The sequence below is a fragment of the Mesorhizobium sp. M2A.F.Ca.ET.067.02.1.1 genome (genome assembly GCF_004023285.1).
Lineage (GTDB): Bacteria > Pseudomonadota > Alphaproteobacteria > Rhizobiales > Rhizobiaceae > Mesorhizobium.
The window spans coordinates 1-7,168 of the sequence record NZ_RZSB01000270.1 but is presented as its reverse complement, the minus strand read 5'-3'; the positions used below and the strand labels follow the sequence as shown (position 1 = coordinate 7,168).

7 protein-coding genes and 1 pseudogene are annotated in these 7,168 nt (G+C 64.6%); 2 read left to right on the top strand and 6 right to left on the bottom strand.

Annotated elements, in window-relative coordinates; genetic code table 11:
• Positions 1 to 219, top strand: a pseudogene (locus EOA28_RS18775) (hypothetical protein); the annotation flags it as partial.
• A gap of 94 nt (positions 220 to 313) precedes the next feature.
• Here the strand turns inward: EOA28_RS18775 and EOA28_RS18770 are convergent.
• From EOA28_RS18770 to EOA28_RS18745, 6 genes are all read right to left on the bottom strand, one after another.
• The gene (locus tag EOA28_RS18770) at positions 314 to 601 is read right to left on the bottom strand and encodes a PTS sugar transporter subunit IIB (RefSeq protein WP_126062533.1); all 288 of its coding nucleotides are present in this window, start codon (positions 599 to 601) and stop codon (positions 314 to 316) included.
• Positions 602 to 614: 13 nt separating this feature from the next.
• Complete coding sequence (locus EOA28_RS18765; RefSeq protein ID WP_128315146.1) at positions 615 to 1,076, bottom strand: PTS sugar transporter subunit IIA; 462 nt, start codon at positions 1,074 to 1,076, stop codon at positions 615 to 617.
• Between the two features lie 81 nt (positions 1,077 to 1,157).
• The gene (locus tag EOA28_RS18760; protein WP_127252163.1) at positions 1,158 to 2,564 is read right to left on the bottom strand and encodes a PTS transporter subunit IIC; all 1,407 of its coding nucleotides are present in this window, start codon (positions 2,562 to 2,564) and stop codon (positions 1,158 to 1,160) included.
• A 313-nt stretch (positions 2,565 to 2,877) separates the two neighbouring features.
• The gene (proC, locus tag EOA28_RS18755; protein WP_127252164.1) at positions 2,878 to 3,693 is read right to left on the bottom strand and encodes a pyrroline-5-carboxylate reductase; all 816 of its coding nucleotides are present in this window, start codon (positions 3,691 to 3,693) and stop codon (positions 2,878 to 2,880) included.
• 182 nt (positions 3,694 to 3,875) lie between these two features.
• A complete protein-coding gene (locus EOA28_RS18750) occupies positions 3,876 to 5,195 on the bottom strand; it encodes an O-antigen ligase (protein ID WP_127252165.1) in 1,320 nt (439 codons plus the stop codon).
• Positions 5,164 to 6,162: a glycosyltransferase gene (locus tag EOA28_RS18745; protein ID WP_127252166.1), complete on the bottom strand. Its 999-nt coding sequence runs from the start codon at positions 6,160 to 6,162 to the stop codon at positions 5,164 to 5,166. Before EOA28_RS18745 ends, EOA28_RS18750 begins: the two co-directional genes overlap by 32 nt.
• Before the next feature lie 170 nt (positions 6,163 to 6,332).
• On the opposite strand from EOA28_RS18745, the gene EOA28_RS18740 reads away from it, so the two are divergent.
• The coding region (locus EOA28_RS18740; protein ID WP_128315145.1) for a glycosyltransferase at positions 6,333 to 7,168 on the top strand (836 nt) is incomplete at its 3' end.

Below are 7,168 nucleotides of genomic sequence, written 5' to 3'. Positions count from 1 at the left end.
CGCTCCTGGCCCATGTCCGTTGGCGATGCCCGGGCAAGCCGCGCCGTGCCGGTCGGCTTGCTCGAAGGCGGCAAGGTGCTGAAGCCGGTGAAGAAGGGCGAGTTGTTGACCGAGGACAATGCCGCGCCGGACCGGACGACGAGGCTCTACGCCCTGCGCCGGCTGCAGGACGACATGCTCCACGGAGCGAAGATCGCTTCGCCGGCCCTGTCAGGCTGAACCGGCTCTATCCCTTTGTTTTGACGCAATTCCGGACGGAAGGTTACGGCGAAGGCGCCGAACTTAACCGCTCACACTTTTTCCTGGAATTGCTCTATTTGCGCAGTTCCGCCTCGATCTCGTCCAGCGCCTTGTCCTTGCCGATGCCGGTGAGGAAGGGGAGCCCCTTGATCACCGGCTTCTTCACGGATGCCGAGATCGGTGTGGTGGCAACGATGAAATCGACGTTGTCGGCCAGTCCGGGCACTTCCGTTGCCTTGGCCTGCTGCGCATGAAAGGTGAGGCCGCGCTTCTTCATCGCTTCGGTCACCGCCGCATTGACCGCGGTCGAGGTCGCGACGCCCGTGCCGCAGGCAAAAAGAATGGTTTTCTGTCTGGACATGTTCTTTCCTTTGTCAGCCGAGAATGGCGCGGACGTCGTCGAAGGTCCTGGCCGTCCTCAAGCCATCCAGCGCCGCGGGATTCTGGATGGTGACCATGACGGTCTGCAGCGTGTCAATCTGCTTGTCCTTGTCATTGATGGCAAGCAGGAAGACGAGGCCCACCGGAAGCTTCTCGTCGGGATCTTCCATATTGGCGAAGGTGACGGGCCGCTTGAGCGTGCCCATCGCGACACCCGGCTTCAGCACATGTTCGGGGTCGGTATGCGGAACCGCGACATTGTCGGCGCGCTCCAGCGGCAGGCCTGACGGGATCGTCATCTCACGCCGCACGACAGCGTCGGCGTAGCTGCTCTTGACGTAGCCCAACGCCTCCAGCCTGGCGGCCAGGATGCGGATGATCTCCTCATTGGTCGAGGCGTCGGAGCCAAGGACGACTGCCTCGGGGTCCAGGAGTTGGATCAGGCCGTTCGACAAGGGTCACTCCATTGATGCGGACCGTGCGCCCGCCGTGTGGCTCGGGCGCACAGGTCATTGTCAGTTCAGGATGGGGCCGGCTCAGGCGGTGCCTTCGGCCGGCTCGTCCTCGGCGCCTGCCGCGCGCTCCCAGCCGAGCGGATTGCGGCGGTAGAACAGGAACAGCGCAGCGATCACCACCGCGATGACGACGATGCCGATCACGCCGAGCCCCTGGATCGCTTCGATGATCACATAGGGAACCCAGAGGAAGCCGTCGACCACCGAGGTGATCTGCAGCGCATCCGCCGGCAGCTTGAAGCCGGAGGCGACGGCTGCACTCGTGAACAGCGGCGCCAGCGCGTTGGCGACGTAGAAGCCGACGGCGAGCGTCACCGTGCCGATGACAACCATGCGGAAGACATTGCCCCTGACCAGCGGCGCGGTCATCGCGACGATGAACGGGATGACGGCAAGGTCGGCGAACAGGATGACGCGGTTGCCGGGCAGGATGATCGACAGGATGATCGCGATCGGCACCAGGATCAGCGACGACGAGATCGCGGCGGGGTGACCGATCAGGATGGCCGAGTCGAGCCCGACCAGCAGCTCGCGGTCGCCTGTGCGCTTGCGCACGAATTCCTGTGCGGCGTCCGAGACCGGCAGCAGGCCCTCCATCAGGATCTTCACCATGCGCGGCAGGAGCAGCATCACCGCCGCCAGCGTCATGCCGGTGCCGAGCACCTTGGCCAGCACCGTGCCGAGATCGCCAGCGTTGTAGAAGGCGATCAGGCCGAGCACCAGGCCAATGATCAGCCCGAGTATCACCGGCTCGCCGAACACGCCGAAGCGGCGTTCGATGGTTTCGGTGCTGATGTTGATGCGGTTGATGCCCGGGATGCGATCCATGATCCAGTTGAGGATGATGGCGATCGGGAGGATCTGCGCCGAGGCGAGATGCGGCACGGAAATGCCCGGCACGCCGTAGAACTGCTGCACCGCGCGCGCCGACCAGTCGGCGAAGAGCAGCGCAAGTGCCGCGACAAGCGCCGCGATGATGATGCCGTAGGCCAGATTGTTGGTGGCGGCGACGACCAGCGAGCCGACGAAGGCGAAATGCCAGAAGTTCCAGACGTCGACATTGAGCGTGCGTGTCATGCGCGTGAGCAGGAGCGCGATGTTGACCAGGATGCCGACCGGGATGACCCAAAGGCCGACCGACGAGCCGAAGGCGATCGCGGCGGCAGACGGCCAGCCGACATCGATGATGTCGCGATGGATGCCGGTGTTGGTGACGATCGCCTTGGCCACGTCGCCGATAGAGGCGAACATCAGGCCGAGCACGAGGTTGATGCCGATGAAGGCGACGCCGATCGTGATGGCGGCGCGGAATGCCTTGCTGACCTTGGCTCCAAGGATCACGGCGATGATGAAAATGACGATCGGCAAGAGCACAGTCGCGCCGAGCGTGTCGATGGCTCCCTTTAAGCCTGCAAGTATGGTGTCCATTCTACCTCCCCAGGGGCATCGGCTTCGGCTCGAAGCGTGAATGATGCCCGCAACTCAATGACGCCTCGACCCTCCCGGCCAAGGCACTCCCCACTCGCCGACGAGGACGGAATGCTCAGTCGAGATGAGTGAACATTTGCCTTTGTCAGCGAACGAAAGTTTTATCTGGGCGGTCTATGCCAAAGTCAATCGGCAATCCTTTGGGCCAAAGGGAAACCCACCGATTGTTCGGGAAATCGGTTAGCCGATATGGCAATCGTCGATCAGGCCTGGTGGATTTGGCGCATCCCAGGCTGGATTGTTTGTCGGATCGCTACTTGCCGAGCTCTATCGACCGCAGCCGCGCCGCTTCCACGGCTTCGGTGACGAGCTTTGTCAGGCGGTCGCCGCCCATCAGCACGCCGAGCGCGGCGGCGGTCGTGCCGTTGGGGCTGGTCACCTGCTGACGCAGCACGCCCGGCTCCTCGTCGCTTTCAACGGCGAGCGAGGCGGCGCCGAAGACGGTCTGCATGGCGAGCAGCTTCGCGGTCTCGGCCGGCAGGCCGGCCTTCTCGGCCGCAACTGTCAGCGCTTCGATGAAGTGGAAGACATAGGCCGGGCCGGAGCCGGAGACGGCCGTCACCGCGTCCATGAGGCCCTCGTCGTCGATCGTCGTCACGACGCCGCTTGCCGAAAGCAGCTCAAGGACGAAGCGCCGGACGTCGTCGGAGACCAGCGGATTGGAAAACACCACCATCATGCCCTTGCCGATCGCGGCCGGCGTGTTCGGCATGCAGCGGATGACCGGCGCGAGCTCGCCCAGGATTTCCTCGAAGGTGGCGACCGGCGTGCCGGCGGCAATGCTGACGAAAGTCGTCCTGCCATCGCCGAAGCGCTTGTACTGCGCCGTCACGTCGCGGATCACCTGCGGCTTTACCGCGATGACGACGAGATCCGGCACGGCATCGGCCGGAATGGCCCCGGCGTCGGCGGAAACGCGGCAGCCGAGATGTTCGGCCCGCTGGCGCAGTTCCGCGTTGGGCTCGACCACGAACACCGCCGACGGCTCGAGCCTTGCGGACTTCAGCCAGCCCGAGAGCATGGCGTAACCCATATTGCCGCAGCCGGCGAGAACGAGCCTGATCGTCATCAAAATCTCCTTAGCATGGCTCTCCTTAAACGCTTGCGCGGCCAGCGAAAAGCCCAGCGTGAGGAAGATCGATCATCCAGGACTGAGTGCAATTCCTGGGAAAGGGCGAGCGGCTTTCCGCCCGCAATTGCGTCAGGACGGAGATAGAGGGGTTCGCCGTTCCGGCGAAATGGTGAAACGCTCTATCGCGACAGGCGAACCGGGATCGGCCGCAGCGAAACTTGCCTGAGGCCAAGCACGCCGAGAACGAAGAACAGCCAGACCGGATCGCCGCGATGGAAGAAGAAGCTTTCCAGGAAGCCGTTCAGCGCCGTGAACAGCACCACCATCATGAAGAGGTCGCCGAGGAAGATGTTCTCCTTGCGCGGCGGGATGCGCATGTAATCGCGCAAAGGAGCGATCAGGAAGGTGTAGACGGCAACGCAGAGCGCCGGGATGCCCATCAGCACGGCAATATCGAGATAGCCGTCATGGCCATGCACGATGGTGCGGATATCCCAGGGCCTGTCGAAGGGCTGGTCCTGGTTGAGCAGCAGTGGCGTCCCCCAGAAGCTTTCGTAGCCGTAGCCGGTCCACGGCTTCTTCGCCAGCATCTCGCCGGCGAACTCCCAAAGGGTCGTACGTCCCGTATAGGTGAGATCGGGGAAATAGATCGCCGCCAGATGCTTCACCGGCGGGATGAAGACGATGCCGAGCGTGCCGACCACGGTCGCGACGATCGCCACCGCGAACAGGATCGGCGTGCCGAGCCGCATGCCGATGAGGCTGGGCAGCACGACGATCATGATCGAGAACGGCACAAGTCCGGCGGTCGTCTTGGAGCCGGTGTGGAGCATGAAGATCATCGCGGCGCAGAAGATGCCGGCGCCCCACCAGCGCTGGCCGCGTCGGAACAGATAGAGCCCGGCGAAACTGAAACAGGCCATCACCGGCCCGGCGATGTTCTTGTGCGTGAAGACGCCGCGCCACAGGCCGGCATGCTCCGGCTCCTGCGAGTCAGCGGTGTGCAGGGCCTCATGCGGCAAGACGACCAGACCGATATAGGAAAGGCCGATCACCACGACGGCGGTGAAGATGATCACGCGGGCGAAGGAATCGGCGTCGCGCGGCAGCACCAGGATCGTCGCCATGGTGATGATGCCGATCATGGTGAAGGAGGCGGCGCGCATCGCCACCGGCGGATCGGTGGCGAGCACCACCGACAGGGAGAAGAAGCCCAGCATCAGCGCCCAGGAGGGGCTGACCAGCGAACGCACCACGCGCGGATCGGCGAAGGCGAGCAGCGAGAAGATCGAGATCGCGCCGAGCGAGCCGAAGCCGAGCTGGTTGACGATGTCGCCGCCGTCGCCGGTGAGTTCCGCTCCCGCCGGCTGGAAAGGCCGGAACGAGACCATGATGACGGTGAACAGGAGCGCGGCGATCGCCGTCGCCACACCTTCCTTGGTGAAGGCGGCGCCGAGCGGCGCGCGCTCAATTCTTCTCAGGCTGTCGGTACTGCTCATTGGCATATCCGAATTCGGCAAGCACCCGGCCGAGCGCGACATAGACCGGGTAGAGGCCGGTCGTCAGCGAGCCGGTTCGCGCCAGCCGGATGGCGCCACGGAGCGGTGAGGCCGCGAGCAGCGCCAGGCTTTTGAGAAACACTTTGAGGCCGGCAAGCGGCGTGCCGGCGCGCTTCTTCTTTTCGACCAGCGTCGAGATCACGCCATTGCGCAGGCTGCGGGCGCGGATCCAATCGGCCTCGACGCGCCGGGCCGGCACGGTCTCGTTGACCTTTGCCTCGGCGCACCAGCCGAGCACGAAGCCTTTCTGCGCGGAACGGCTGAGGAAGTCGGAATCGCCGCCGCCCATGAAATTGAACCTGAGATCGAGGAAGGGCGGTCCCATGGCCTTCAGCACGTTGCGTCCCACCAGCAAATTGCCGGACGAATAGAGCGCCGGAACGCGACCGGTTTCCCGGTAGGGCGGCGCGAACACCGGGTGCTCGGCCCATCGGGCGTGGCTCGGATCGGCGAAGACCGGCACTTGCGGGCCACCGACGATGTCGGCGCGAAGCGTCTCGGCGGCCTTGCACATGCGCTCCAACCAGTCCGGCTCGGCGATCTCGTCATCGTCGATGACAAGAAGGTGCTTGAAGTTGGGAAACTGCAGGATCGCCGTCTGCCAGCCGGCATTGTAGGCGCTGCAATTGCCGCGCTCATGCGCGACGATCACAAGTCCCGGCATCTCGCCGCTCTCGAACAGCGGCAGCACGGCGGCGGCACCCTCGCGCGCCTCGGCCTCGTTTTCCATGACGATGACGGCGAAGCGCCTTTCGGTCCGCTGCGCCTTGAGCGAAGCCAGGGTTTCCAGCACCTGCTGCGGCCGCTTGAAGGTCGGCAGCGTCACCACCGCCTCGACGCTCTCGGCGGCGAGCCCCGGCGACCGTCCCGGGATCGATACAGAAGCGTCGGACGGCAAAGGGATCATCCGTTTTTGAGCAGCGTGGGTTTGCGCCCTCGATAGCATCGCGGTGATAACGTTTCGTTAATCACCTTCTCGCCCGGCTGTCGGAAAAGCCGGGTCTTTGGCCTTTGACGGTGCCATTTAATCAAGGCTTCACCGCGTTTTGCTACCGGCTGCACCTAAGGATAGGTGAGATGCATCTGCTGTTCGCCACATCGATCGTGCCCGATGGCGCTCTCGCCTCAGGCTACGAGATTGCCAATGCCGCGACCATCGACGCGCTGCGGCGCGCCGGCGTGCGCGTGACCGTGATCGGCTTCATCTGGCCAGGGAAAACCCCGTCCGATCCGCAAAACACCATCGTGCTCGACGCCGTCGAGGTCCGCACCGAAAGCGCTTCGCCGCTGCAAAAACTTGTCTGGCTCGGCAAGGCGGTTTCCTCCGGCCTGACCTTTTCGTCGGTCAAGCTGCGTGTCGTCTCTGAGGCGCAAACCCGCGCCGCCATCGATCGCGCCGGGCCCTTCGACGGCTATGTCCTGAATTCGGTGCAGTTCGCCGGCGCGTTCGAGAAGGTTCTCGCCGACCGTCCATTCGTCTTCGTGGCGCACAATGTCGAGCATCGCTCGGCCGAGGAGAACGCCGCCGCGGCCGGCAGCGCGCCGCGGCGCTGGATGTTCCGCCGCGAGGCCAGGCTCCTCAAGGTCATGGAGGAGCGCCTTTGCCGCGCCGCGCGTTTCGTCTTCACGCTGGCCGAGGGAGACCGCGCGGCACTTGGCGTCGCCTCCGACACACGCTCGGCGGTGCTGCCGCTGGTGACCCGCGCGCAGGCGCCGGCAGGCAAGGCCAAGCGCCATATCGAATGCGACGCCGCCCTGATCGGCACCTGGACCTGGCAGCCGAACCGCATCGGGCTCGACTGGTTCCTGACCAAGGTCGTGCCGCATCTGAAGCCGGATTTCCGCGTCAGGATCGCCGGCAGCATGCCTGCAGGCGTCAGCTCGCCGCATCCCGGCGTTTCCTTCGTCGGCAG